Genomic DNA, 25,885 nt, shown 5'->3' with positions numbered 1-25,885 from the left:
TCATGTGTATTATACACAAGAAACTGGGTAAATAAAATCTGGGAAAAGTGAGGGATAAAACAAATGTCCAAGACAGATAACTATATTTTTGAGTTGAGCGATAAGGTAACAAGAAAATCAGTTTCATACAAAAACAGGTTTGGAATTAAAATTGCGGCGGATCTCTACTTGCCAAAAGACTTCGATGGGTCAAAGAAACACGCAGCCGTTATTATAGGTGCACCTTATGGTGGCGTTAAAGAGCAGGGTTCCGGTATATATGCTCAAAACATGGCGGAGCGTGGTTTTGTGGCTCTTGCATTTGACCCATCGTACAACGGATACAGCGGCGGAGAGCCGCGGCACCTTTCTTCACCTGATCTATTCGTAGAGGATTTTAGCGCAGCCGTTGATTATGCAGGTACGCGACCGTTTGTAGACAGGAATCAAATTGGTGTAATCGGTATGTGCGGTAGCGGTGGTTTTGCGATCAGTGCAGCGCAGGTTGACAGGCGCATCAAGGCGGTCGCCACGGTCAGCATGTACGATATATCCCGTGCGGCACGCAGCGGATTTAAGGATTCATTCACCGAAGACGACCGCAATAGAATACTCGATGCAGTTGCCGAGCAGCGCTACGCAGAATTTGAGAGTAACCAACCGGTGCTGACACAGCGAGGAGCTCCTATCGGATTTGACGAAAATACAGACCCTATCAGTCGCGAGTTCGGCGAGTTCTATTCTACGCCTCGCGGGTACCACCCAAACTCAATTACGCAATTTACCGTGACAAGCAGCATGTCATGGATGAACTTCCCTTTGCTTACTTACATTAAATCGGTTTCGCCCCGACCGATTTTGTTCATCATCGGCGAGCATGCTCACTCACGATACTTTAGTGAAGATGCTTACGAATTGGCGGCAGATCCAAAAGAACTGTACATCGTTCCCAATGCGGGACACGTTGATTTGTACGATAAGACGGATGTGATTCCATTCGACAAGTTGGAATCATTTTTTACTGAGAACTTGAAGTAACCATAGCTTCAAAATCCGCCAACCGGATTGATGAAGCGGGTATAGAATATGGGCGTTAAGTGAAATGTCTTATTCAGGAGCAGGCGCCTACAAGTTGTCTAAGCTTGCCCTAAATGGATTGACACGATTGGTCGCTGCAGAAATCAAGGGTGATATTAAAATAAATGCGGTCGATCCCGGGTGGTTGAGCTCGGATATGGGGGGACCAACGGCCCCACGAACTCCCAAGCAAGCCGCCGAGTCGATCCTGTGGTTAACGGAGATCGGACCGGAAGGACCTAACGGCGGGTTCTTCAGAGATGGAAAACGAATCGATTGGTAACCTTTCATGAAGGTGGGGATTATGGAGAACCGAAAAAAATTACTGATATTTATATTAACCATCGGTGTTTTCGGTATCTTGAATACCGAAATGGGGGTTATCGGGTTACTGCCTTCCATTGCCGATCACTTTAATGTCAGCATATCAAAAGCAGGATGGCTTGTGAGTCTTTTTGCTCTTACTATTGCTGTGTCCGGACCAACGCTGCCGTTGTTGTTTTCCGGGATCAATCGCAAGAAGGTTATGTTACTTGTATTAGGTGTTTTTGTTTTGGGAAACATCGTATCCGTATGTACATCCAACTTTACCATTTTATTAATTACTCGTATAATTCCGGCCTTGTTTCATCCGATCTATTGTTCTTTGGCATTTACAGTTGCCGCTTCCTCAGTAAGTCAAGAAGAAGCTCCAAAAGCCGTTGCTAAAGTATTTATAGGAATATCTGCCGGGATGGTAGCCGGCGTACCGATCGCAAGTTTTATTGATAGTACCGTTTCGTATGAAATGGCGATGGCGTTTTTTGCTATGGTTAATTCCATTGTACTCATTGTTACATTGATTTTTGTACCGTCCATGCCTGTTGAAGAAAGACTTTCTTATGGTACACAACTTTCCGTATTAAAAAAACCTATTATTTGGCTTTCCATCGTGACTGTCATTTTATTAAACTCAGCTGTATTTGGGGTTTATAGTTATTTTGCCGAATATTTGAAAACAGTAACGAATATGTCTCCGAATACCATAAGTTTAACGATATTTATCTTCGGTGGAGCCAATATTATCGGAAACATTGTCGCAGGAAAGCTGCTAACTCATAATGCCGTTAAGTCTGTAGTATATTTTCCTTTATTATTGGGCGTTGTTTACATCATTTTCTTCTTTGCAGGGCAGTTTGCCGTACCTGTGGCGATTATAACATTCGTTTGGGGCATATTAGCTGGAGGAATAATGGCAAATATTAATCAATATTTGATTGCGTCTGCAGCTCCCGAAGCGCCTGATTTCGCAAATGGATTATTTATATCGTCCTGTAATGTAGGAACAACATTGGGTGCGGCGGTAGGCGGGTTATTTATATCAGGAATGGGCATACAATACGTCGTAATGGTGGGAATACTTTCATTATTGTTTAGCTTTGCCGCGATCGTACTTAGAAACTACATGTTTTCTCCAACGCGACAACTCTCCGGATAAAGCCGGGCTTCGGAAACAACAACATGATGCGCATAAATGATGTCGGCATGGTCTATCCTATTTTTGGTTGAAACAGCCAGACGTAAGAAAAGGAGGGGACCCGCATGGGGACAGCAGGACAAAGCTGGCAGCAGCAGTGCCAGGAGATCGAAAATGCATGCTCCAATAGCAACTGGAGTCAGGTGATCCAAGAATGCAACGAGCTGATCCAATACGCGCAGCAGCAATCGGGCGTTATGCCGGCAGCAGGTGCACCAAACAATGAACGGCAACAACAGCTGCTTATTCAAGCACATGCCGAGCAAGACTAATCGCAGCTGACCCGAGAGCAAATCGAACGCCGAATCACGACCCTCTCCAAGATCCGATAAACGTCGCCCGTATTGTGTTTCCTGCAATATGTAGGCTGTTCCGGTCACATGATTTGCAGTTCTTCACTTGCGGGTCTTGTCGGATTTGAATACAAGGCTGATAGAAATCAATGGTGTTGTCTTCATGACGATTACATAGATTGCAGGAGGTTAAAAAACTATGATTACTGTTAATGCACGCGCAACATTCAGTCCGGAAGGTCCATTCAAACTGACTACGATAGAACGCAGGGATCTCCAGCCGCATGATGTCCTCATTGAGATTAAGTACGCCGGTATTTGCCACTCCGACATTCATACCGCTCGCGGCGAATGGGGGCCGGTGAATTATCCTCTCGTTCCGGGGCACGAGATTGCCGGGATCGTCACCCAGGTTGGTTCGGAAGTCACCAAGTATGCCGTCGGCGACCGAGTAGGGGTAGGCTGCATGGTTGACTCCTGCGGAGAGTGCGTTAACTGCCATAAGGGAGAGGAGCAGTATTGTCTTAGCGGCAATACGGGCACCTATGCAGCCATCGACCGGTACGGACAATATACGCAGGGGGGTTATTCCACCCATATCGTCGTCACCGAAGACTTCGTGGTTAGAATTCCTGACGGTATGGAGCTTGACGTCGCGGCTCCTTTGCTATGTGCCGGCATCACAACGTACTCGCCGCTGCGCCATTGGGGAGCCGCTCCAGGCAAGAAGGTAGCGGTTGTTGGACTTGGCGGGCTTGGACACATGGCTGTGAAGCTCGCTCATGCCATGGGGGCGGAGGTTACGGTTTTATCGCAGTCCTTGAAGAAAAAAGAAGACGGTTTGCGGCTTGGCGCGGACCATTATTATGCCACGAGCGATCCGGAGACGTTTAAGAAGTTGGCCGGTTCTTTCGACCTCATCGTGAATACCGTAAGCGCGCAGATCGATATTAATGCCTACCTTTCGCTCTTGGCGCTGGAAGGCACATTGGTCAACGTCGGCGCGCCGGCGGAACCGTTGTCTGTTAACGTATTCTCCCTAATCGGCCATCGTCGGTCGTTCGCCGGGTCGATGATCGGTGGAATTCGCGAAACGCAGGAAATGCTTGATTTTTGCGCTGAACACCACATTGCACCTGAGATTGAGGTGATTTCCGCCAAGCAAATTGATGAAGCGTGGGAACGCGTGTTAGCTTCGGATGTCCGATATCGATTTGTGATCGACATCAGCACGATGGAGAATGAATAGCGATTATCCCGAAAAATATTAGAGGCATGCCATCACCGGTATGCCTCTTTAAAAATTCCTATCCAACAATATCCCAGTTTGTTCTGCGATGACACGAGGCGGTACAGGCATACCATTCTTAAACCACCATTCCACTGCCCCCACGACCGCCGCCCCAAAAAACTGAAGGATAACCTCTTCGTTCAGTCCCTGGTTTTTTCCTTCGGTTACATCCACTTCAACCTTGTACTCTTGGACGACCAACTCAAGGAATCGGCTGCGAAAATAAGCTGCGCTTTTCGTGTTCAGCATCGTTGAAAAGAACAAATGGTTGTCCGCAAAGTATTCGAACCAAACATAATTTCCTTCTTTGAAAGTCATTTCGGCTGCAGAGTGGCAAAGCTCCCGGAGGTTGCTTATGTGTTCTTCGATAATCTTATCAAGCAAGTCAAATTTATCCATGTAATGGAGATAAATTGTACCCCGATTAACATTTGCCCGGTCGGAAATATCCCGGATTGTAATATCATCGAAGTTTTTTTCGGTCATTAGTTCAAGAATCGCTTTCTTTATCGCTTCTTGAGATTTAAGTACACGTCTGTCTACTTTTGGCATTGAATCAATCACCTTTCTCAGATAATCAGCAAATATGGATGATTTGTTGAGTAATCCACACATCGCGAGGAATTGATTATTGCAAGCATTTTGATTCTGTTTAAAATTATAAACGTGAGTCGATTAAACAATCAATGTTCATTTCTATTGACGTTGCTGGAAATATTATGCCCCAGCTTGATACACACATATAAAAAGAGTATTGGCGGCTTTATATCATCAAATTTTAAGGAGGATGCAACTCATGGACACATGGCCGAAAGAAGAACTGCACAAGATTGCTGGAGCTGATGACCTGCACATCTCGCCATTCCGTGAAGACGGAGTAACCTACGGCACCCCGACTTGGATTTGGTCCGTTGTGGTTGGCGACTCACTCTATGTACGCGCCTACTACGGGCAGAACTCCCGTTGGTACCAAGCAGCGGTACGGCAGAAGGCGGGGCGAATCACTGTCGCCGGAATGACGAAGGAAGTCACTTTTGAACCTGTCGATGGGAAGATGGACGACCTCATTGACAATGCGTACCGAGCAAAATACAAGGGCAGCCCTTATCTAAACTCGATGATCAGCACGCGAGCCCGTTCTGCGACAGTCAAGGTTGTGCCGCGTGGAACCAATGCCTGATGTACCAACAATAAAAGTCGCCCATTTTGATCTCTATTTAAACAAATAAGGGAGGAAGAATGAAATGGACTATACGAAACTTGGGAATACCGGCTTGGATGTATCTCGGATTTGTCTTGGTTGTATGGGCTTCGGCGACGCAGAGAAAGGGCACCATCGATGGGTGCTTGATGAGGACCGCGCTCGTCCGATCATTAAAAAAGCCCTGGAGCTTGGAATTAATTTTTTTGATACGGCAAATGTCTATGCTGGGGGAACAAGCGAGGAAATTGTCGGAAATGTACTCAAAGATTACGCCAACCGGGACGAAGTCGTCATTGCAACTAAAGTTCACGGACGAATGCATCAAGGACCCAACGGCGCCGGCCTTTCCCGCAAAGCGATCATGAGCGAAATCGATAAGAGCCTTAAGAGATTGAAAACCGACTACGTCGATTTGTATCAAATTCACCGTTGGGATTATGATACGCCTATCGAAGAGACGATGGAGGCGCTTCACGATGTAGTCAAGGCTGGTAAGGCACGATACATCGGCGCTTCTGCCATGTGGGCATGGCAGTTCCAAAAGGCATTGCATGCAGCTGAGAAAAATGGATGGACACGATTCGTATCTATGCAGAATCATTTAAACCTGATTTACCGCGAAGAGGAGCGGGAGATGCTGCCGCTTTGCAAGGAAGAAAAAATCGGGGTCATTCCTTATAGCCCGCTCGCAGGAGGAAAATTGGCGCGGGAGGCATCCACACATCGTGCCGAAACCGATCAAATTGCCAAACAAAAATATGATGCCGCAGCAGACTTGGATCAATTGGTGATCGATCGGGTTGCGAATCTTGCGGATCAACATGGCGTTCGCCGCGTTCACATCGCGCTTGCGTGGCTTCTGCACAAAGAACCGGTAACCGCCCCCATCGTCGGCGCTACGAAAATTTCCCACCTCGAGGATGCGGATGCTGCTCTTTCCATAAAACTTACACCTGAAGAAATTGCGTTCTTGGAGGAACCGTATGTACCGCACCGAGTCGTTGGGCATTTTTAACATCGGCGGACTCTTACCCTACACCGTGTCTATGAGGCTTACCCCGATGAGAAGAGCGATGTCCTCGCCGAACAGAGGTTATTGGAGCAGCATGATCGCAACGTTTTGCAATTCCCATTCTGACTGGATGGGCTTATGGAAGCGAAAGGAATAAACTGCACGGAAAAGAACTGCTGATTGCCGTTTCTACATTTTTGAAGAGGACATTATTGTACAATGACACGACGAAACTTTATCAAATGGTGGATCGCAGCCGGTTGGGCATGTATTTTAACCATATCTGCACTTTTTATGTTCCGCCGATTTCGAGAGACTACGGGCCACGAAAACATAACGGAGCCTGCGACGGCAACGCCACAAGTCGGTGTGGCAGAAGCGAATCAACGGGCGGAAGACGCTGGCCCGCTGATTTCCTTTTTCATTATTAGCGACCTCCATATAAATTCGGGGATCTCCGTCCAATCGAACCACTTGCGAAAAGCGCTTGATGATATAAAGACGTTCGGAGACAAAGCACAAGCAATCATGATTACCGGAGATGTTACCGATTCAGGGACACCGGCTGATTACAGGGAATTCAAAAATATCATGTCCCAATACGAGCTTCCGCCGGTATATGCCAATATGGGGAACCACGACTATTATAACGTTTGGATAGGAAAGAATGGCACGTGGAGCCAGGATACGTTTCCGAACGGCAAGACCGATGCGATGGCTCGGCAGGCGTTCACCTCCATGTTCAATCTCGAGAAACCTTACCATGACGTTCGGCTGAACGGGTTCCATTTTATTCTCCTGTCGCAGGAAGCGTATGTTCAGGAAAAACCGGAAGTGGGCGAAGGCGCATGGTACTCGGAGGAGCAAATGAACTGGTTTCGGAGCAAGATGGCCGAAAACAAAGACGGCAAGCCGGTATTTGTCATGATTCACCAAGAGTTGCCCCCGGTAGGCCAGGACGGAGGCAATCATATGCTGATTAAAGCCAAGCAGTTCAGGGAGATTTTAACACCGTACCGAAACGTATTCGTTTTTTCCGGGCATACCCACCAGGATTTTACCGTGAGCACGGAGCATTATATCCAAGAAACGTTCCACTGGTTTAAAAACTCGTCGATCGGTCTCGTGATGAATACCAAATACGAGAATGTAAGGAAGGATGCTGCGCAAGGCCTGTTCATTGAGGTTTATAGCAACAAGGTTGTGCTGCGTGGCCGCGAATTCAGCAACCGGACATGGATCAAGGAAGCAGATTGGACTGTGCCGCTTTCGGATTGAATCAAGTGTCCGCAAGGAGGATTTTTTCATGCTGGTGAGATTATGTGTTGGTCTTCCGAAAGTTAATAAACAATATATATTAATTTGTTTAATAATCAACGAATTACGCTCTTTTAACCATTGATAGTATTTTGATTTAATTTATAATAATGAACAGATGTTGATTAATTCTGGGGTTTTTATTTAATCAAAGATTACAGGAGGGTTATATATGATTACTGCTCACGCTCGCGCTACATTCAGTCCGGAAGGTCCGTTTAAACTTACCACGATCGAGCGTAGGAATCTTCAGCCGCATGATGTCCTCATTGAGATAAATTATGCCGGCATTTGCCACTCCGACATTCACACGGCTCGCGGCGAATGGGGGCCGGTTAAATATCCTCTCGTTCCAGGTCACGAGATCGCTGGAATTGTCGCTCAGGTTGGTCCGGAAGTCACCAAGTATGCCGTTGGCGATCGAGTGGGAGTAGGCTGTATGGTTGACTCCTGCGGAGAGTGCGTTAACTGCCATAAGGGAGAGGAGCAGTATTGCCTGGGTGGAATGACGGGCACCTATGGTGCTATTGATCGGTACGGACAATATACGCAGGGTGGCTATTCCACCCACATCGTGGTAACCGAAGATTTCGTGGTTCGAATTCCTGATGGTATCGAGCTTGACGCTGCTGCACCACTCTTGTGTGCCGGCATCACAACGTATTCGCCGCTGCGCCATTGGGGAGCCGCTCCCGGCAAGAAGGTAGCGGTTGTCGGACTTGGCGGGCTTGGACACATGGCTGTGAAGCTCGCTCATGCCATGGGGGCGGAGGTTACGGTTTTATCGCAGTCGCTGAAGAAAAAAGAAGACGGTTTGCGGCTTGGCGCGGACCATTATTATGCCACGAGCGATCCGGAGACGTTTAAGAAGTTGGCCGGTTCCTTCGACCTCATCGTGAATACCGTAAGCGCGCAGATCGATATTAACGCCTACCTTTCGCTCTTGGCGCTGGAAGGCACATTGGTCAACGTCGGCGCGCCGGCGGAACCGTTGTCTGTTAACGTATTCTCCCTAATCGGCCATCGTCGGTCATTTGCCGGGTCGATGATCGGTGGAATTCGCGAAACGCAGGAAATGCTTGATTTTTGCGCTGAACACCACATTGCACCTGAGATTGAGGTGATTTCCGCCAAGCAAATTGATGAAGCTTGGGAACGCGTGTTAGCTTCGGATGTCCGATATCGATTTGTGATCGACATCAGCACGATGGAGAATGAATAAATTTTAAATCTGGCAAGTATGAAGGGGCACGCCTACACAGGTGTGCCTCTTCACTTGAACAAATTCGTATGGTTACCTTGCTTATAAGGGGGATTAAAATGAATAATACTTGGAAAATCTACATGCTGGCGTTTATTAGTTTCTTTGTGAGTACATCGGAGTATGTCATTGCCGGTATTCTGGACCAAATCGCCGCCTGGGCACATATTTCGGTGTCGGCGGCAGGACAACTGATCACCGTATTCGCAATCGCTAACGCGATCGGTTCGCCGATTTTCGTGATGGCGACTACGAAGATGGATCGATGTCACTTGTTAATGCTTTCTCTCGCCATAGTGGTGTTCGGCAGCATTTTGACGGTTACCTTACCGGGCTTCGGATTTCTCATCGTATCCCGTATTGTACTTGCCATAGGGGGCGGCGTCTTTGTTATCGGCGCGAAGACCGTTGCGGCGAAACTGGCGGCGCCGGGCAAGCAAGCCGGGGCGATTGGCACCGTGATACTTGGGTTCAGTGCGTCCCTCATTGCCGGAGTTCCCATTGGCCGCGTCGTGGCTGCCACATACGGCTGGAAGGCCATCTTCGTGGGTATCGGTATTCTCAGTTTGCTTGCGATCTTCGCTGTGGCTCGAACGATTCCGCGCACAGAAGGCGATGCGCCTATTCCTCTCGGTAAGCAGCTGGCCCTTTTGAGGAATCCGGAAATCTTAAATGGGTTCGGTGTCACGTTTTTCTGGCAGTTGGGATATGCCATGCTCTATGCATATATTGCCCCTTTCCTGCTAAAAGTTACATCCATGGGCGAACGGGAAGTGAGCTTTGCTCTTTTTGCATTCGGTATTGCTACCTTAATCGGTTCTAAGTTCGGCGGATTCATAACGGACCGTATCGGTATTCCCAAGTCACTAATGACCGGCATGGTTGTTCATGTCATAGCTCTTGTCTTGCTGTCCACTATCGCCAAATCAACGTTCATCACCATTCCGCTCCTTATGCTGTGGGCTTTCTCTGCATGGTCGTCCGGTCCGGGTTTGCAGTTTAACCTGGTGGCGTTAGCTCCGGAAGCCTCCGGAATTATGCTGAGCCTGTACGGCTCCATCCTACAGCTTAGCATCGCTGCAGCCGGCGGAATTGGAGGTATTGCAGCAGGAAGCTTATCGATAGGAGCGGTCGGTTGGATTGCTGCTATAGCAGTCGCAATTGCCGTCATTCTTGCGGTGGTCTCATTCAGCCGCAAAACAAGCAGGAGGTTAAGTTATGAATCGAATTGAAAAGAGCCAAGAAACGTATAAACAGCTATTTGGTAATGGAGTGCCGGCAGCATATGCTACCGATCCCGATTTTCAGGACATCTTGAGCCGCTTCATTTTTGGCGAAGTTTTTTCTCAAGGTAAACTGGATAATAAGCAGCGTGAGCTTATCACTCTGGTGGTGCTTGCAACGAACCAAACGTTGCCCCAGCTCAAGGCACATACTCACGCCGCGCTAAACGTTGGACTCACACCGGTGGAAATCAAAGAAGCCATTTACCAGTGTGCCCCGTATCTTGGATTCCCGAAAACCCTCAATGCCATCGGAGAGATAAACGAGGTGTTCAAAGCGAGAAATATTGCATTGCCGCTCGAAAGCCAAAAGCAGGTGGAAGAAGATAATCGGCTTGACAAGGGGCTTGCAGTACAGGTGGAGATTTTCGGGGATATCATTGCGAAAATGCGCGAAAGTGCCCCGGTAGACCAAAAGCATATACAGGACTATCTTTCCGCCTTTTGTTTTGGCGACTTCTACACCCGTGGAGGTCTTGATTTGAAAACGCGGGAGCTGCTTACCCTCTGCATCGTAAGTTGCCTGGGCGGTTGTGAAAATCAAGTCAAGGCGCATGTGCGGGGCAGCCTGAATGTGGGCAATGACAAGGAAACCATGATCACCGCCATCACTCAGTGCCTTCCCTATGTGGGTTTTCCGAGAACATTAAACGCTTTGAGCTGTATTAATGAAATCATTCCTGAAAAATAAGACAGGGTGATGAATGAATAAAAAAAGAAAGCAGGGATTAAAAATGAAGAACGAACACTTAAGCAATAGCGTAATTTTTCCGTTGGGGCAAAAAGTAAAACAATACTTTAAAGGTGACGCTTACTTACAAATGGTGTTCACCGATCCGACACCACTCAATACAGCTATCGGAAATGTAACGTTTGCTCCTGGTGCCCGCAATAATTGGCACTCTCATCACGCCGGGCAAGTGTTGTTAGTCACTGGCGGCGAGGGGTGGTATCAAGAAGAAGGAAAGCCGGCTCAATTGCTCCAAACAGGCGATGTGGTGAATATTCCACCGAACGTAAAACATTGGCACGGGGCTACGAAGGATAGCTGGTTTGTACATTTAGCACTTACACCGGGGCAAACAGACTGGTTAGAACCCGTAACCGATGATGAATATAATAAACTCTAATAAATGAAAATAATGCGCAGAAACGGCAGGCGATCACGGCTGCCGTTCGTTATTGGAGCAGGCACCGCGACGACCTGCCCTGGTCCTGAAGTAACCGGCAGGATAATGAAAATAGGAAGTAACATGTTGCAGTATTTAACGTCATTATTCATAAGGTTTACAAAAATTGGGGGTAGGAGGTGGGGGAATTGCTGATGGAAGAAGAGGTGCCCGGATTATTAAGGGCAGGACTTTTCATTGTTATGGTTCCTGTAGTAGTTTTGATAATTAACTTAAGGCAAGTCCCCGCCTGGAGAAAGGAGAGGACTATAAGACATATTTAAATTACTTCAAGTAAGCTTCGGCTATTTTCACCAAATCCTCTTTGCTCAGTTCACCGGGAGCGTCGATTTGATACATATATTCGGTGTCTGAAGCGCTTTTGATCCATGTGATAGTTTTTCTTCCGCCTTCATATTCCGTGTAGAGGATTTCGGTTCCTTTGACCGTCATCTTTTGCTGTTCGAAGCCGATGTTTTCATCCATATAGGACGTATGTCCATTGGTTTGGAGAACCGTAACCGCCACTTCCTTGTCCCCTTGTTTATAGACGGTTCTCATATGATATAAATCGTCAGAAAGCTCCACCGGCATCATCGCGTAATCCTTGTTTGATTCCTCCGCCTGTTTCCGGCAGATCGCGACTGTACTTGTGCAGATGGCGAGATGCCTTCAAAAATACTTCTTGTCCGCTATCTTTGGCTTCGGCATCGCTGCCCAGCATGTGATAGCAGTAGCGAAAAATCGGTTTTTGGAAGTGCTCCACGATAAACTCGAATTTTTCGGTATCCCCCTTCAAGACGTCAGCGATCATCTGACGCAGTTCGGAATCATCCACCTCGCTTCCCCCTTTCACCCTGTACTACGATCCATCCGTACTAAAATGTGACAGTATCAACAGAGTAGTTGGGAAAAGTGATTTTGGCAATACAGCTAAAGGCTGTAGAGCGAGAGTGGTAGAAACATAGGTTTGTGAGATATTTGGGAGACGGCTGTGATAAAATCCTCATATAAGCAATAACCGTTGCCGTTTCATCGAAGAGAAGAAGCCGGGGGAAATTGAGTTGCGAAGCCTAATCTTGCAAAACAAAGCGAAATTCGCTTACCAAGCTATGGGACTGGCTTTAATCCCGTTATTAACATGTCTGCTTTTAATATCCATCTATGGATATACGATACCGAACAAGGCCGCTCCGCATGCGCGGGAAGGTGTACTTGACTTGAGCCGGTGGGATTTTGAGAAAGACGGCTTCGTCAATCTTGACGGGGAATGGATGTTCTATCCGGACGAGCTTCTTACTTCGGATGATTTTCAAAGCGGAAAAGCAGCCCGGTTATCGGCCTCCTATGCCAATATTCCAAATTTCTGGTTCGGAGGGGATGTTACGGATCGCGCCAGCCAAGCGAAGCTGGGGACCTATCGGCTGGTGGTCAAGATAAGCAATAGCAAAGAGAACTACGGCTTCCGGGTGTCGGATGTACAAATGGCCCACCGTCTGTTCGTGAACGGGATTTTGCTCGGGCATGCAGGGAACCCGGCACCGGACGTACAAAGCTATAAATCCGGGAGCACGCCGTATTCCACTTATACCCGTATGGAAAGCGGCGAAATGGAAGTCATCCTGCAAGTGGCCAATTTATATTCGCCGAATACCGGGGGATTCAGGGACCTTCAATTCGGGCTGCAGACGGACATCCTTCGGGCGGATCATATTTGGTTTGCCGTGGAGGTTACCGGCCTGTTCATTCTATTGCTGTTCGGAGCTTACCATATCAGCATTTTCACGCTGCGGCCGAAGGATAAGGCCTATCTCTTCAGTTCGCTGTATTTCCTGACTTTACTGATGCTGATCATGGGAGACGGGAACAAGCTTATCCTCCAGCTCCTTCCGGGCATTTCCAACGAATGGGTTCTGAAGCTTGCCTATTTCGGCGGATTTTCCAACATTGCGGTGCTCGGTTGTTTCCTGCACTATCTGGATGTCAAGCTGCTGACGCGCAGCCGCCTGCTTCTGCTTGTATTTCCGATCGGAGTATATTTGGCGGCGGTGCTGGTCTTTCCCTTTGATGTTTACTCGAAGCTGGGAAATATCCCATGGTATTACCTGACGTTTCTTGTCGTTTTTTACCTTTACCGGGCAATCCGGCTGTACCTTAAACAGGACGGGCAAATCGACCGCAAAGAGACGGCTTTGCTGATCGGGGTTATTCTCGCCATGGTGTCGATTCGGTTTATCAGTTGGTTTTACAGGATCAGCTGGGTCGATTCGGATATGGGCCGCCGCGTTGCGTTCATCTGTATCATCGTGTTCATGAACCTGCTGATTGCTGTACGTCTGGCACACGCCACGAGAAGAACGGAACAGTTGACGGAGGAACTGATCGTTCGGGACAAGTTAAAGGACGAATTTTTGGCAAATACGTCGCATGAATTGAAAACGCCGCTGCATGGCATTCAAAATATGGCTTCTTATTTGCTGGACGGAAAGGCGGGGGAGCTGACCGGAAGCCAACGTTCCGAGCTTACGCTTATTCAGGATACATCGATCAAGCTTACCGCTCTTGTCAACGATCTTCTGGATGTCGTCCGATTGAAACATGGGGATTTGCAGCTGGAACGGTCGGTTGTAGATCTTCGTGTGGCCGCCGAGACGACGTTTCAAGTGCTCGAATTCGAGCTGGCCGGGAAGGATGTGCGCTGGGAAAACCGGATCGCGCCGGGAATGTATGCATGGGCCGATGAGAATCGGGTTCGTCAAGTATTGTACAACTTGATTCATAATGCGATTAAACATACGAAAATCGGGCGGATCGAAATAAGCGCCGCGGCGGCGGACGACCGGGTTACCGTTTGGGTCGAGGATACCGGCATCGGGATTCCGCAGGAAAGCCACGAATCGATTTTCGGTTACTTCGAGCGGTCGGATGGGGTCGCAGCGAACGACGGTTATACAGGGATGGGACTGGGTCTTTACATTAGCCGACAGCTCATGGAAAAAATGAACGGCACGATTCGCGTGGAACGGTCCGAGCCGGGGCACGGCACAAGGATGGCATTTACCCTTCCGCTCGCGGAAAGTCCCTCGGACGAATCGTTACACCTTTTTCGGTCCCTTGAAATACGCAGATCCGCTTTGCCGGCAGGACTTACGCAATTCGATATTGTGGATCCGTCACGTACGAATACCGTTCTGCTTGTCGATGACGAGGCGTCCAATATACGGATATTGCTGAAGCTGCTGGGCGACGAGTACAACGTGCTGACGGCTTTTTCCGCCAAAGAAGCGCTTCTCAAGCTGAATGCCCATCCTTCCGTCGATTTGGTCATCCTAGACGTGATGATGCCGGAAATATCGGGCATAGATCTGTGCCGGACCATAAGGGAAACGCGCTCCGTCATCGATCTTCCCATTTTGTTTTCCACCGTGAAAAATGCTTTGTACGATATTGAGCTTTGTTTCCGGGCGGGCGGGAACGACTTTATAGCCAAGCCGTTTGATCCGAAAACGCTGTCGGCGAGGGTAAGGACGCTCATATCGATGAAAACATCGATGGACCAGGCGATTCGCAGCGAACTGGCATTTCTGCAAGCGCAGATCAAGCCTCACTTTTTGTACAACGCGATCAGCAGCATCATTTCCTTCTGTTACACGGACGGTGAGAAAGCCGCCTATTTGCTGTCCATGCTGAGCCGCTATTTGCGCACGGTGTTCCAGCGGGATTTACTGTCGCTGTATGTGCCTCTAAGCGCCGAGCTTGAGCTTATTCAAGCTTATGTGGAAATCGAGAAAGCGCGGTTTGGAGACCGCTTGAATTTTCAATTGTTTCAGGATGCAGGTCTCGAATCGGTCACCGTTCCTTCCCTAACGATTCAACCGCTCGTTGAAAATGCAATCCGGCACGGATTATTTGAAAAAGAAGGAATCGGGACCGTGAGCTTATCGATCACGGAGGGTGACGGCTATTTTCGATTCGATATAGCGGATGACGGTGTAGGGATGGCGGATGATTTGCTTTATCTGCTCAGAGCCGGCGAACGCCCGACCGGCTCCGGAATCGGACTGACCAACGTCCGTAAACGGCTGGCTGCCTTGCCCGGAGCGAGCGTGACCATCGATTCCGCTTTGGAAAAAGGAACCCGCGTGACGGTTTATTTGCCGAAGCGGGAGGTTGAGGCAGCGGCCGCCGGCTCTAAAGCGGCAAGCGAAGCATTCGGAGACAAGGGGGAAAAGCGTTGATACGTGTCATGATCGTGGAGGACGAGAAGCCGATATTGGAACTTATGAAGAGGCTTGTTTCTCAGCATGCCGGGCTGGAAGTCGTCGGCGCGTTCACAAGCCCGATGGACGCCTTGAGCCAGTATCCGTTCCTGCTGCCTGACGCGGTTTTTCTCGATGTCGAGATGCCGCGCATGGGGGGGATCGAGCTGGCGGAAAAGCTAAAAGAGCTGAACGAAGATGTGCAGGTCGTATTTACTACGGCCTATCCGGGGTATGCGGTCGAAGCGTTCCGCGTCAACGCGCTTGATTATTTGTTGAAGCCGGTAACGCCGGATACGTTGAAGCGGGTCGTTGCCAAGCTATTGAAATACAGGGCTCTGCATACCGCAAGGCGACCGCTGGCACAAGCCGATGAGGTGCCGTTCGTTCAATGTCTCGGCACATTCGAAACGAGGGGGAAGGACGGAGCCTTGCTGAATTGGCCGACTCGGAAGACGGAAGAACTGTTTGCGTATCTGGTGGCTTACCCGAACCGGCATGCCGGCAAATGGCGGTTGACTGAGCTCCTTTGGCCGGACCTCGAAGAGGACCGGGCGCTGCACAACTTGCATAACACGGTGTACAGACTCAAAAAGACGTTAAAGGATGCGAGGATGGACTTGGAATTAATTCATTCCAATGAAGGTTATCTTTTACAAGCGGGACCGGGTTTTTCGGATTTGGAGCAGCTTCGGGGATTCATGGACCAAAAAGCGGAGGTCGATGAACAAAACGCAGCCGCGGGAGTTAAACTGCTTCGTTCCTGCACAGGCAACTTGTTCGGGGGCAAAGATTACGTATGGAGTTTGGGGCTTGCGTCCGTAGTATCCGATCAGATGGCGTCGCTTTGCCGGATGATCGCGAAGTTTTATGCCGCAGCCGGCGATCGGACAGCGTTGAAGGAAACGATGCGCACCTACTTGTCGGTGGCCCATCTGGACGAGGAAATGACGGAGCGGCTTTTACGCCTGTATGCCGAGGACGGGGAAACGAATTTGTTTCGTGTGCATTACGAGAGTTATGTAAAACAGCTGGAAACGGAGCTTGGCCTGATGCCTTCGAACGAAATTCGAGAGCTTGCTGCACGGATAATGTCGATGTGATTTTTGACAAAAATGAAGAATCGCCAACTTCTTGTGAGAAATTTGTGAGAGCGTTACGGTAGACTGATTTTACAAGATGACCACGCTGCTGCCATTTTTGCACAAAAAGGAGTTGGATATGAAAATGATAGGAAGGCCAAGGTTACATATAGGAGCCATCGTCTCGATGCTGCTCCTTTTCGCGTGCGCCTTTTTCGGGTTTGTTCATGAGGCGAAAGGGGCCACGGGTAACACTACGGGGAATGATAGCGATAAATTGAAAGAATTGCAGTTTACCGCCTATAACCAGAGCATGAATCCCGCGGATTACCAGGTCGGCAATCTCAATCCCGCTTTTGACCCGGATGTTTTATCATATACGCTTGATCTGCCCAGCCGTCTCGACCGGCTGAATATTAAGGCCACAGCCATGAACCCGGTATCGCAGATCATGATACTGGCTAATGGTTCCGCTATGACCGGGACTACGGCAGCTCTTGAGGGCGGAAGAAACACCTTTCAATTTCAGGTGAATTCAGGCAGAGGCGCGATCCGGACGTATACGATCTACGTGAATCGGGTGTCACCTTCCGGCCTTGCATACTACGATTCCTCCAAAGACATGTCCGATCAACAAATGGAGGAGGGTCAAAAGTTTTGCATTCCGTATTCGGTGATCGGAAGCAACTTAACCAACTTCAACGTTGCCGGGTCTCCCAAATGGTCGTTTCAGTGGTTGGACAGGGAATGCGGACAGGATGCTTACAGCTACTTCGATCCAAATGCTACCGGCATGATAACGCTTGATTTGTTTTTCCTGGAACAAAGAACGGAAAGCTATTGTTCGTACGACAGGTGGGGCAATTGCACCCGTTATTGGAATACTTATTACGTGACGGTTCAGAAAACCATGAAGCTGGGAATCGCCCCCATTAACGACCCGCCAATCGTCAGGACATTGCAGGATGTTAAAATGAAAGGGAACGAACCGTCGCTGGATCTCCCCATTGCCGTGACGGACATTGACACCGCCAGGGAAAACATACAAATCACAGTCGATTCCAGCAATACCGCACTAGTCCCAAAAGATTGGCTCATCGTCAGCGACTTGGGGCAAGCATGGAATCTGCGCATCCAGCCGACGCCGGGGCAAAAGGGCAGCTCGGTTATTACCGTAACGGCTTTCGATGGGGAATCGTCAGCTTCCTCTTCGTTTACGGTAACGGTCGATGATGCACTCAATATTCCGCCGGTTGTAAACGACACTGACCAATGGATCTCTAAGGAAAAAACGTTGCATTTCCAGGAAGACGATTTCGTCAGCTTGTATTCGGATGAGGACGGCGATCCGCTTCAACAAGTTCGGATCACGAGACTGCCGGAGCACGGAGAGCTGCTGCTTAAAGGCGCGTCAGTGACCTTGCAGCAGGAAATCGCAAGGGCGGAACTTTCTCACCTTGCATATAAACCGGCCGTAGGCTGGAACGGTATTGATTCTTTTTCCTGGAGAGGATCTGACGGAAAAGAATATTCCGGGGCCGCGGTGTACACTATCGGGACAGACATCAATGTGCTGAAGGAATTGCGGATCGTCATTAATAGTCCGACCCTTAATCCCGCAGATGACCGGACCGTCCCTCTCGATCACGCTTTTAATCCGGATGTACCGGTCTATTCGTTCGATTTGTCCAGCCAGTTCGCCCAACTGGATATCACCGCTACAGCTTTGGATTCGGCTTCACAAATCACGATGACGGTCAATGGTACCCCTGCGACTGGTACTACGATAGCTCTTGCGAATGGGAGAAATACCATTGGGCTGCAAGTGAACTCAGGCAGAGGCGATGTCAAAACGTATACGATCTATGCGAATCGGGTGTCTCCTTCCGGTCTTGCATACTATGATTCCTCTAAAACGATGTCCGATCAACAAATGGAGGAAGGCCAAAAGTTTTGCATCCCGTATTCTGTAATGGGAAGCAACTTAAGCACCTTCAACGTTGCCGGGTCTCCCAAATGGTCGTTTCAGTCGTTGGACAGGGAATGCGGACAGAACGCTTACAGCTATTTCGATCCAAATGCTAACGGCACGATAACGCTTGATTTGTCATTCTTAGAGCAAAGAACGGAAAGCTATTGTTCGTACGACAGGTGGGGCAATTGCGTCCTTTATTGGAATACTTATTATGTGACGGTTCAGAAACCGGTGAAGCTGAACATCGCGTCCGTTAACGACCCGCCGATCAAGAGTGCCGATTTGACGGATCTTAAGGTAAACGGGATAACCGTCACAGGATTCGTTTATGACAATATCGGTCCTTATCACGTGAGCATCCCTAACCAATTAAGTTGGGTCGACATAACCTATACGAAATCGGACAACTATGCGAGTGTCGCGATACAGGGTGATGCGTATTTGTCCGTTGGAGAGAACACCGTTACGGTGACAGTGACTGCAGAGGATGGGACGAAGAAGGTTTACACCATCATAGTTAACCGGGAAGAAGCGAGCGGCAACGCGGATTTGAGCGGCTTAACGCTGTCGAGCGGTGAACTGAGTCCGGCATTTGGACCGGGGACAACCGCGTACACGGCTGCGGTGCCAAACTCCGTAACAAGCATTACCGTAACGGCAAGCGTGTACGATAGCAAATCGACGATGACCGTTAATGGGAATGTTGTGGCAAGCGGCGAGCCGAGTGGTGCGATCCACCTTAATGTAGGAAACAATACTATTACGATTGTAGTGACGGCGCAGAACGGCACAACGAAGACGTACAAGGTTACAGTCACCCGTGCAGCGGAAGAGGGAGGCAACACTGGCCCTGAATTGAGCAGCAACGCGGATTTGAACGGCTTAACGCTGTCGAGCGGCGAACTGAGTCCGAGTTATGCGTCAGGGACAACCGCCTACACGGCCACGGTGCCAAATTCCGTAACAAGCTTTACCGTAACGGCAAGCGTGTACGATAGCAAATCGACGATGACCGTTAATGGGAATGTTGTGGCAAGCGGTGAGCCGAGTGGCGCGATCCACCTTAATGTAGGAAACAATACGATTACGATTGTAGTGACGGCGCAGAACGGCACAACGAAGACGTACACGGTTACAGTGACCCGTGCAGCGGAAGAGGGAGGCAACACTGGCCCTGAATTGAGCAGCAACGCGGATTTGAGTAGCTTAACGCTGTCGAGCGGTGAACTGAGTCCGGCGTTTGTACCGGGGACAACCGCGTACACGGCTGCGGTGCCAAACTCCGTAACAAGCATTACCGTAACGGCAAGCGTGTACGATAACAAAGCGACGATGACCGTTAATGGGAATGCTGTGGCAAGCGGTGAGCCGAGTGGTGCGATCCACCTTAATGTAGGAAACAATACGATTACGATTGTAGTGACGGCGCAGAACAGCACAACGAAGACGTACAAGGTTACAGTGACCCGTGCAGCGGAAGAGGGAGGCAACACTGGCCCTGAATTGAGCAGCAACGCGGATTTGAACGGCTTAACGCTGTCGAGCGGCGAACTGAGTCCGGCGTTTGTACCGGGGACAACCGCCTACACGGCTGCGGTGCCAAATTCCGTAACAAGCTTTACCGTAACGGCAAGCGTGTACGATAGCAAAGCGACGATGACCGTTAATGGGAATGCTGTGGCAAGCGGTGAGCCGAGTGGTGCGATCCACCTTAATGTAGGAAACAATGCGATTACGATTGTAGTGACGGCGCAGAACAGCACAACGAAGACGTACAAGGTTACAGTGACCCGTGCAGCGGAAGAGGGAGGCAACACTGGCCCTGAATTGAGCAGCAACGCGGATTTGAACGGCTTAACGCTGTCGAGCGGCGAACTGAGTCCGGCGTTTGTACCGGGGACAACCGCCTACACGGCCACGGTGCCAAATTCCGTAACAAGCTTTACCGTAACGGCAAGCGTGTACGATAGCAAAGCGACGATGACCGTTAATGGGAATGCTGTGGCAAGCGGTGTGCCGAGTGGTGCGATCCACCTTAATGTAGGAAACAATGCGATTACGATTGTAGTGACGGCGCAGAACAGCACAACGAAGACGTACAAGGTTACAGTGACCCGTGCAGCGGAAGAGGGAGGCAACACTGGCCCTGAATTGAGCAGCAACGCGGATTTGAACGGCGTAACGCTGTCGAGTGGTGAACTGAGTCCGGCGTTTGTACCGGGGACAACCGCCTACACGGCTGCGGTGCCAAACTCCATATTAAGTCTCACCGTAACGGCAATTGTGTACGATAGTAAATCGACGATGACCGTTAATGGGAATGCTGTGGCAAGCGGTGAGCCGAGTGGTGCGATCCACCTTAATGTAGGAAACAATACGATTACGATTGTAGTGACGGCGCAGAACGGCACAACGAAGACGTACAAGGTTACAGTGACCCGTGCAGCGGAAGAGGGAGGCAACACTGGCCCTGAATTGAGCAGCAACGCGGATTTAAGCGGCTTAGCGCTGTCGAGCGGCGAACTGAGTCCGGCGTTTGTACCGGGGACAACCGCCTACACGGCTGCGGTGCCAAATTCCGTAACAAGCTTTACCGTAACGGCAAGCGTGTACGATAGCAAAGCGACGATGACCGTTAATGGGAATGCTGTGGCAAGCGGTGAGCCGAGTGGTGCCGTCCATCTGCAGGTCGGGAGTAACCCAATCGTTATCGTAGTGACGGCGCAGAACGGCACAACGAAGACGTACAAGGTTACAGTGACCCGTGCAGCGGAAGAGGGAGGCAACACTGGCCCTGAATTGAGCAGCAACGCAGACTTGAGCGGCTTAACGATGTCGAGTGGCGAACTGAGTCCGGCGTTTGTACCGGGGACAATCGTTTACACGGCCATGGTGCCGAATTCCGTATCCAGCCTTACCGTAACGGCAAGCGTGTACGATAGTAAATCGACGATGACCGTTAATGGGAATGCTGTGGCAAGCGGTGTGCCGAGTGATGCCGTCCATCTGCAGGTCGGGAGTAACCCAATCGTTATCGTAGTGACGGCACAAAACGGTACAACGAAGACGTACAAGGTTACAGTGACCCGTGCAGCGGAAGAGGGAGGCAACACTGGCCCTGAATTGAGCAGCAACGCAGACTTGAGCGGCTTAACGATGTCGAGTGGCGAACTGAGTCCGGCGTTTGTACCGGGGACAATCGTTTACACGGCCATGGTGCCGAATTCCGTATCCAGCCTTACCGTAACGGCAAGTGCGCAAGATAGCGGTGCGACGATAACGGTAAATGGAAATACCGTTGCAAGCGGCGAGCCGAGCGGTGCGATCTACCTGAATGCAGGAAACAATGCGATCACGATTGCAGTGACGGCGCAGAACGGTGCTGGAAAAACCTATACGATAAACGTGACTAGAGCAAGTTCGTCACGCAGTCCATCATCGCCGTCGTCAAATCAATCGACCCCCATCAATACGAATGCCGTATCGATTGATGGTGTGCTTACGGATGCGCCGGTAACAAAAGAAATGACCGATGACGGTCAGGCCGTTACGAAAGTAACGATAGATGCAGACAAATTGGCCAAAATCCTGGTTTCCGGGCAAAATTCGGTGATTGCCATTGAAGTCAACAATACCGATCCGGTGGTCAAGGTGGAGCTTCCCGCATCGGCTCTATTGGATGCGGCAAGCAAAAAGCCGGGCGTCATCGTTCAAATCAAGGTGGATGGCGCGAGTTATAGTCTTCCTGTCAGTGCGTTAAAGAACGTACCGAAAGATACGGTAGTCACCGTCATCATTTCGAAAGTATCGGGCAAAACAAATGACGATGTGAATGCAGCCGCTGCGAAGCTTGGGGTGAAGCCGTTACTGGGCAACCCGGTTGATTTCAAGGTAAGTTTTTCCGGCAAAGATGTAACCGATTTTAACGGAAAATACGTGGACCGCACCTTGATCCTGAAATCTGCGGCGGATTTTCAAAAGGCAACGGCAGTGTGGATCGATGCGAGCAACAAGCTGCATTTTATTCCGTCCTCTTTTTCCGACAACACAGTTACCATTCATTCTTCGCATAATAGTATTTATACCGTGATTCAATCGGATAAAGCCTTCGCCGACCTGGAAGGGCATTGGGCCAAAGCGGATGTGGAAATGCTGGCGAACAAGCTGGTTGTAGAAGGGGCAGCGGATAACACATTTGCGCCTGACAACAACATTACACGCGCCGAATTTGCGGCACTTCTCGTACGTTCGCTCGGACTTCTTGAAGAAAACCCCGTGCATCCGTTAACGGACGTGAACGAAGGCGATTGGTACGCCGGAGCTGTAGGTGCAGCGCAGAAGGCAGGATTGATCAGCGGCTATGAAGAAGGAGACTTCAAACCCAATGCGAGCATAACTCGCGAGGAAATGGTTGCGATGATCGCGCGGGCGCTCAAAGTTGGAGGGATAGAGGTAAAAACGGACGCGAAAGCGCTGGATCGGTTCGCTGACAAGTCTGGAATTGCAGATTGGGCCAAAGACGCAGCGGCTCAAATGCTCGCAGCCAACATTGTGCAAGGCATGACCAATACGACGTTTGCCGCCAAAGAGAATGCTACACGCGCACAAAGCGCATCACTGTTGAAGAGAATGCTGCAATACATGCATTTTATTAATTAGCTGCTCCTGTCCGCCGCGGATTCGCGGCGGACTTTATTTTGGCTGCTTATCGGCCCAGCAATTCAAAAAAAGAGGTCCCTTATGGACCCTTATGGAGCCTCTTCAGCCAATCATATTGGAACCTTTAACCGAACCGCGAAGCTCCTGAACATCAAGCATCGGAGGCCGCCCGTACATTCGGGCATATTCTCGGCTGAACTGGGACGGACTTTCGTAGCCTACGCGGAAGGCCGCATCGGAGGCTTGCACGGATTCCGTCAACATCAGGCGCCGGGCTTCTTGCAAACGCACCGTTTTTTGGTATTGCAGCGGGCTCATTGTCGTGACGCGTTTGAAATGTTTATGAAACGCGGACGTGCTCATGTTTATCGTCTTGGCAAGCTGTTCGATCGCGAGCGGACGATCGTATTGCCGGTTGATCAACTGGATCGTCTGAGCGATGCTGTGCGCATGGCTGCCGATGATCGCGAATTGATGGATGAGCGCGCTTTGTTTGCCTTGAAGCACTCGATACAAAATTTCGCGGATGACGAGCGGTGCCAGAACCGAAACGTCCTCAGGCTCGTTGAGCAGCTGCATGAGCCGTACGATGGCTTCGAGTAAGGCCGGGGACGTTCGATTCACGGTGATGCCGCGCGAAACCTCCGCAGGAACGAAGTCGGGGCGCTTCGTCTCTTTCACGATGTCGAGAATGACGTCGGTGTCAAAGCTCAGCTTTAAGCTTAAATAGGGAATCTCGGGCGAAGCCTCGATGATTCTTCCGATGATCGGCAATTCAACGGAAACGGCCAGGTACGTCGAAGGATCGTATCGGTACGTTTCGTCGCCCAATGTGGCTATTTTCGCCCCTTGCGCCACGACGCAAATGGATGGCTTATATACGGATTCCAGCGGTTCCGACAACCGTGCGGCATGCATCAACGTCAAGGAAGGCACGGCCGTCCGATGTATGCCGTTCGAAGGAGCATGGCGGCGTATCAAGAGCGCCAATTGCTGCAACGCCTGCTCCATGCGTAGAGATTCGTCCATGTTAGAGAGGTCCTTTCCGGAGAGATTTGGTTAGTTTTATCATACCGACTTTGAAGAGAATTAGGCAAGGATTGAATAGGTATGTTCTAACGGGTTGGAGCCATCCTTTTTTATAATGAATTTACAAGGTCGAATACAGCGGAACACCGATCGGCCGAAATCAAAAATAAAGGAGAGAACGGAAATGAGTTTAAATGGAAAAGTAGCAATCGTCACCGGGGCATCGCGGGGCATCGGACGGCAAATAGCCATCCAGTTGGCTCAATCCGGAGCGAAGGTGGTCGTCAATTATTCCTCGAATCGCGAGAAAGCGGAGGAGGTTGTAAGGACGATCGAACAATCCGGCGGCGAAGCGGCGGCAATCCGTGCCGATGTGAGCAAGGTGAGCGAAGTGGAAGCTTTGTTCTCGGAGACGCTCGAGCGATTTGGACGCCTGGATATTCTGATCAATAATGCCGGCATCCTGGAATATACGGCTATCACGGACGTGACGGAGGAGATGTTTGATCGGCATTTCTCGATCAACGTGAAAGGGACATATTTCGCTTGCCAGCAAGCGATGAAGCATATGGCCAAAGGCGGGACGATCATCAACTTCTCGACCTCCGTGGCCGGCGCGATGCTCCCGACCTACAGCGTCTACGCCGCAACGAAAGGTGCGGTCGAGCAGTTGACCCGCCAATTGGCCAAGGAATTCGGTCCCAAGGACATTGTCATCAATTGCATAGCGCCCGGACAAGTTTCGACCGAGCTGTTTCTGAACGGCAAATCGGAGGAGTCGATCGAATCGTACCGCCGAATGAACGCGTTTGGTCGGATTGGCGAACCCGAGGACATCGCCAATGCGATCGAGCTGCTCGTCAGCGACAAAGCCCGCTGGATAACCGGACAGACGATTCGTGCAAACGGTGGCTTCAATTGAATAATGGCAGCAAGCGGTTTTGCGAAAATGAGGACGAACGTACAACGGCAGCAGCGTTGGCGGTTCGTCCTTCTTTTTTCGTAGGAATTACAATAAAGTGTTTCAATTGTTGTTTTTTTGTTATAATTATAAAAACGATTGAGATATACAGGGTGGTGGGTCTATGGAAAAAGTCGCTCAAGAGCAGTGTGAAGATACGTGCCAAGGAACGGTAAATGTTTTGGAGCTAAAACAAAATCTGATTCAAGAACATATAGCGGTTGGCCTTGCCGATGTATTTAAGGCGCTCGGCGATCCAACGCGCGTTAAAATTATATATACCTTATTAAAAAAGGAATTATGCGTTCACGATCTTACCGTCGTGCTGAATATGGGACAGTCGGCGATTTCCCATCAACTTCGATATTTGCGCAATTTGCGTATCGTCAAGCGAAGAAAAGAGGGAAAGACCGTTTTTTATTCGCTGGACGATGAGCATATCGAACAAATATTTGTACAAATGCTGCAGCATGTGAATCACAATTAACGGATACAACGGACCGCGCCGCTTCTATAAT

Annotated in this window: 20 protein-coding genes and 2 pseudogenes; 18 read left to right on the top strand and 4 right to left on the bottom strand. The window is 49.7% G+C overall.

The features are described 5' to 3' along the window. The first annotated feature begins 63 nt into the window (after window positions 1-63). The 5 genes and pseudogenes from MYS68_RS27540 to MYS68_RS27520 all read left to right on the top strand — a co-directional run bounded on the left by MYS68_RS27540 (window position 64) and on the right by MYS68_RS27520 (window position 4,114). On the top strand, window positions 64-1,017 hold the full coding sequence (locus tag MYS68_RS27540; RefSeq protein WP_248928896.1) for an alpha/beta hydrolase: 954 nt from the start codon (window positions 64-66) through the stop codon (window positions 1,015-1,017). Between the two features lie 52 nt (window positions 1,018-1,069). Continuing rightward, window positions 1,070-1,339: pseudogene (locus tag MYS68_RS27535) on the top strand (SDR family oxidoreductase); the annotation flags it as partial. 21 nt (window positions 1,340-1,360) lie between these two features. Further along, window positions 1,361-2,533, top strand: a complete 1,173-nt coding sequence (locus MYS68_RS27530) for an MFS transporter (RefSeq protein ID WP_248928894.1) — start codon at window positions 1,361-1,363, stop codon at window positions 2,531-2,533. Window positions 2,534-2,637: 104 nt separating this feature from the next. Continuing rightward, on the top strand, window positions 2,638-2,844 hold the full coding sequence (locus MYS68_RS27525) for a hypothetical protein (RefSeq protein WP_248928893.1): 207 nt from the start codon (window positions 2,638-2,640) through the stop codon (window positions 2,842-2,844). Between the two features lie 220 nt (window positions 2,845-3,064). Continuing rightward, on the top strand, window positions 3,065-4,114 hold the full coding sequence (locus MYS68_RS27520) for an NAD(P)-dependent alcohol dehydrogenase (protein ID WP_248928892.1): 1,050 nt from the start codon (window positions 3,065-3,067) through the stop codon (window positions 4,112-4,114). Window positions 4,115-4,162: 48 nt separating this feature from the next. Here the strand turns inward: MYS68_RS27520 and MYS68_RS27515 are convergent, their stop codons facing one another. Then, window positions 4,163-4,708, bottom strand: coding sequence for a TetR/AcrR family transcriptional regulator (locus MYS68_RS27515; protein WP_248928891.1), 546 nt, complete (start codon window positions 4,706-4,708; stop codon window positions 4,163-4,165). 244 nt (window positions 4,709-4,952) lie between these two features. Between MYS68_RS27515 and MYS68_RS27510 the strand changes: the two genes are divergently transcribed. From MYS68_RS27510 to MYS68_RS27475, 8 genes and pseudogenes are all read left to right on the top strand, one after another. Next, window positions 4,953-5,336, top strand: a complete 384-nt coding sequence (locus MYS68_RS27510) for a DUF2255 family protein (protein ID WP_248928890.1) — start codon at window positions 4,953-4,955, stop codon at window positions 5,334-5,336. A gap of 64 nt (window positions 5,337-5,400) precedes the next feature. Further along, the gene (locus MYS68_RS27505; RefSeq protein WP_248928889.1) at window positions 5,401-6,375 is read left to right on the top strand and encodes an aldo/keto reductase; all 975 of its coding nucleotides are present in this window, start codon (window positions 5,401-5,403) and stop codon (window positions 6,373-6,375) included. Window positions 6,376-6,384: 9 nt separating this feature from the next. Beyond that, window positions 6,385-6,563: pseudogene (locus tag MYS68_RS27500) on the top strand (NAD(P)H-dependent oxidoreductase); the annotation flags it as partial. A 28-nt stretch (window positions 6,564-6,591) separates the two neighbouring features. Next, the gene (locus MYS68_RS27495) at window positions 6,592-7,650 is read left to right on the top strand and encodes a metallophosphoesterase family protein (RefSeq protein ID WP_338043622.1); all 1,059 of its coding nucleotides are present in this window, start codon (window positions 6,592-6,594) and stop codon (window positions 7,648-7,650) included. 211 nt (window positions 7,651-7,861) lie between these two features. Further along, window positions 7,862-8,911, top strand: coding sequence for an NAD(P)-dependent alcohol dehydrogenase (locus MYS68_RS27490; protein WP_248928888.1), 1,050 nt, complete (start codon window positions 7,862-7,864; stop codon window positions 8,909-8,911). Window positions 8,912-9,009: 98 nt separating this feature from the next. Continuing rightward, window positions 9,010-10,182, top strand: a complete 1,173-nt coding sequence (locus MYS68_RS27485) for an MFS transporter (protein ID WP_248928887.1) — start codon at window positions 9,010-9,012, stop codon at window positions 10,180-10,182. Then, a complete protein-coding gene (locus MYS68_RS27480; protein WP_248928886.1) occupies window positions 10,169-10,924 on the top strand; it encodes a carboxymuconolactone decarboxylase family protein in 756 nt (251 codons plus the stop codon). The genes MYS68_RS27485 and MYS68_RS27480 overlap by 14 nt, the downstream gene beginning before the upstream one ends. Before the next feature lie 43 nt (window positions 10,925-10,967). Further along, window positions 10,968-11,363 carry a cupin domain-containing protein gene (locus tag MYS68_RS27475; protein WP_248931033.1) on the top strand — a complete coding sequence of 132 codons (396 nt, stop codon included), beginning with the start codon at window positions 10,968-10,970 and terminating at the stop codon, window positions 11,361-11,363. Between the two features lie 324 nt (window positions 11,364-11,687). On the opposite strand, the gene MYS68_RS27470 is transcribed toward MYS68_RS27475, so the two are convergent. Further along, window positions 11,688-11,999 (bottom strand): DUF4367 domain-containing protein, encoded by a 312-nt coding sequence (locus MYS68_RS27470; RefSeq protein WP_248928885.1) that lies wholly within the window; start codon window positions 11,997-11,999, stop codon window positions 11,688-11,690. Beyond that, the gene (locus MYS68_RS27465) at window positions 11,977-12,240 is read right to left on the bottom strand and encodes an RNA polymerase sigma factor (protein WP_248928884.1); all 264 of its coding nucleotides are present in this window, start codon (window positions 12,238-12,240) and stop codon (window positions 11,977-11,979) included. The genes MYS68_RS27470 and MYS68_RS27465 overlap by 23 nt, the downstream gene beginning before the upstream one ends. Window positions 12,241-12,622: 382 nt before the next feature. On the opposite strand from MYS68_RS27465, the gene MYS68_RS27460 reads away from it, so the two are divergent. From MYS68_RS27460 to MYS68_RS27450, 3 genes are all read left to right on the top strand, one after another. Next, window positions 12,623-15,640: a hybrid sensor histidine kinase/response regulator gene (locus tag MYS68_RS27460; protein WP_248928883.1), complete on the top strand. Its 3,018-nt coding sequence runs from the start codon at window positions 12,623-12,625 to the stop codon at window positions 15,638-15,640. Further along, entirely contained in the window at window positions 15,637-16,764 is a 1,128-nt protein-coding gene (locus MYS68_RS27455; protein WP_248928882.1) for a response regulator, read from the top strand. Before MYS68_RS27460 ends, MYS68_RS27455 begins: the two co-directional genes overlap by 4 nt. Before the next feature lie 166 nt (window positions 16,765-16,930). Beyond that, window positions 16,931-23,377 carry a cadherin-like beta sandwich domain-containing protein gene (locus MYS68_RS27450; RefSeq protein WP_248928881.1) on the top strand — a complete coding sequence of 2,149 codons (6,447 nt, stop codon included), beginning with the start codon at window positions 16,931-16,933 and terminating at the stop codon, window positions 23,375-23,377. 102 nt (window positions 23,378-23,479) lie between these two features. Here MYS68_RS27450 and MYS68_RS27445 read toward each other — a convergent pair whose 3' ends face one another. Continuing rightward, the gene (locus MYS68_RS27445) at window positions 23,480-24,406 is read right to left on the bottom strand and encodes an AraC family transcriptional regulator (protein ID WP_248928880.1); all 927 of its coding nucleotides are present in this window, start codon (window positions 24,404-24,406) and stop codon (window positions 23,480-23,482) included. A 184-nt stretch (window positions 24,407-24,590) separates the two neighbouring features. Here MYS68_RS27445 and MYS68_RS27440 point away from each other — a divergent pair, with 184 nt between their 5' ends. After that, window positions 24,591-25,328: an SDR family oxidoreductase gene (locus MYS68_RS27440; RefSeq protein WP_248928879.1), complete on the top strand. Its 738-nt coding sequence runs from the start codon at window positions 24,591-24,593 to the stop codon at window positions 25,326-25,328. Between the two features lie 163 nt (window positions 25,329-25,491). After that, on the top strand, window positions 25,492-25,854 hold the full coding sequence (locus tag MYS68_RS27435) for an ArsR/SmtB family transcription factor (protein WP_248928878.1): 363 nt from the start codon (window positions 25,492-25,494) through the stop codon (window positions 25,852-25,854). Window positions 25,855-25,885: the final 31 nt, after the last annotated feature.

Source organism: Paenibacillus hamazuiensis (genome assembly GCF_023276405.1).
Lineage (GTDB): Bacteria > Bacillota > Bacilli > Paenibacillales > NBRC-103111 > Paenibacillus_AF > Paenibacillus_AF hamazuiensis.
Note: the sequence above shows the minus strand (reverse complement) of the source record. Positions and strands in the feature narration are given on the sequence as shown.